Here is a 1,319-nt window from a genome sequence, read left to right on the forward strand (position 1 = left end):
GACTTTGGACTTCTTTTGGACATAATAAAACTCCCTTTATAGTTTCTAGTGAAAATTTTTGTTTTTTCACTGTCCACCATAAGGGGAGTATATCACAATTATTTCACATGGTTTTTTGTAGAATTGATTGTAAAACTTAACCGAGCTTAGTATTGATTTCTCGAATATCTTTTTTGATAGCTAGGTAGTTAAAGAGATAAACAACCCCATAAATGCCGCTGATAAGAAGGAGGAAACCTATGAAAGCAGGAAGATTAAGTGAGAACCACTTGAGGTACCAACCAGCCAGCAGTAGAGGCAAGACAATTAGTCCATAGTGGATGCCTGTTAAGGCTAGCAGGCTACGCTTAGCATCAACTTTGCTAAAAATAGAGCCAGCCATTCCTTGCAGAATGCCTAATCCTGCAAAAATCATCAGCTGAACGCCAATAGCTGTCGTTTTATCTGGAAATTGTTCTAGAAAAGCTGGGATAGCAGGAGAAAATCCTTTTCCGATGATAAGACTAGCCAAGTAGGTAGCCAGTGTACCTATTCCCATGCCAATGAAGGTGTAGGCAATCAATTTTTTAAGTGTTTTCATGATGATCCTCCTTTCTTTTAAACCCCCAGCGCTTTCTTAACATTTTTCAAGGAACGCCGAGAGACAAAACTGGTTTGTCCAGTTGTTAAAGTAATTTCAATAGTCCCTTTTAAATTGAGATTAAGTCGTTTAATGTAGTCTATATTCACTATCTCGCTATGTGAAATTCTGACGAAATTCTCAGGGAGTTCTTGCTCTAGTTGGTAGAGGCGAAGTTTGCTAGTATAAACTTTATCGGTAGTTTCTAGACAGACTTTTTTACCGTCTGTATAAATGCGGCTAATATCCTTAGGAGGGAGAAAGTACACTTTTTCCATCCAAAAGGCACGCACATAATTCGTAGTAGTTGTGCCTTTGACAAGGTCAATCACTTGCTGAGTTTTGTGGTCAATAGGCTGCGCTGTGTAAATTTTAATCAGCGTTTCAGGAATGATCAGGTTTTTGAAGATTTCGAGCTTCATAAGAACCTCCCCCTTTCTGATTGTAGTATAACCTAAATCCTCATCTAAAACCATAAATTTGGAATAAGTGGTTATTTTGGAGGGATAAGTGGTCCATGTTTTGAAAAGACAAGGATTTTCAAAAATTTCAAGATTTTTTGTAAGAGTGGTAAGAGTTACATGAAAAGGTGGTACATGAAAAGGTGGTAAATTCTCAAAGTAAGTTCTAGTTCCCGTCCTTCCAGAAGTTACTCTGAGAAAACTGCATAAAACCAACAGAATTTAGTCTCAGACTAAGT

2 protein-coding genes are annotated in these 1,319 nt (G+C 37.6%); both read right to left on the reverse strand.

The features are described 5' to 3' along the window. Positions 1–136: 136 nt before the first annotated feature. Positions 137–580 (reverse strand): DUF3021 domain-containing protein, encoded by a 444-nt coding sequence (locus A3I7_RS0111885; protein ID WP_018376957.1) that lies wholly within the window; start codon positions 578–580, stop codon positions 137–139. 17 nt (positions 581–597) lie between these two features. Continuing rightward, on the reverse strand, positions 598–1,041 hold the full coding sequence (locus tag A3I7_RS0111890; RefSeq protein ID WP_018376958.1) for a LytTR family DNA-binding domain-containing protein: 444 nt from the start codon (positions 1,039–1,041) through the stop codon (positions 598–600). Between the last annotated feature and the right edge of the window lie 278 nt (positions 1,042–1,319).

The sequence above is a fragment of the Streptococcus orisratti DSM 15617 genome, assembly GCF_000380105.1.
GTDB classification, from domain to species: domain Bacteria; phylum Bacillota; class Bacilli; order Lactobacillales; family Streptococcaceae; genus Streptococcus; species Streptococcus orisratti.

Excerpts from the sequence above, each read along its gene's own strand:
- A3I7_RS0111885 (WP_018376957.1), bottom strand. The coding sequence starts at position 580 with ATGAAAACACTTAAAAAATTGATTGCCTACACCTTCATTGGCATGGGA.
- A3I7_RS0111890 (WP_018376958.1), bottom strand. The coding sequence starts at position 1,041 with ATGAAGCTCGAAATCTTCAAAAACCTGATCATTCCTGAAACGCTGATT.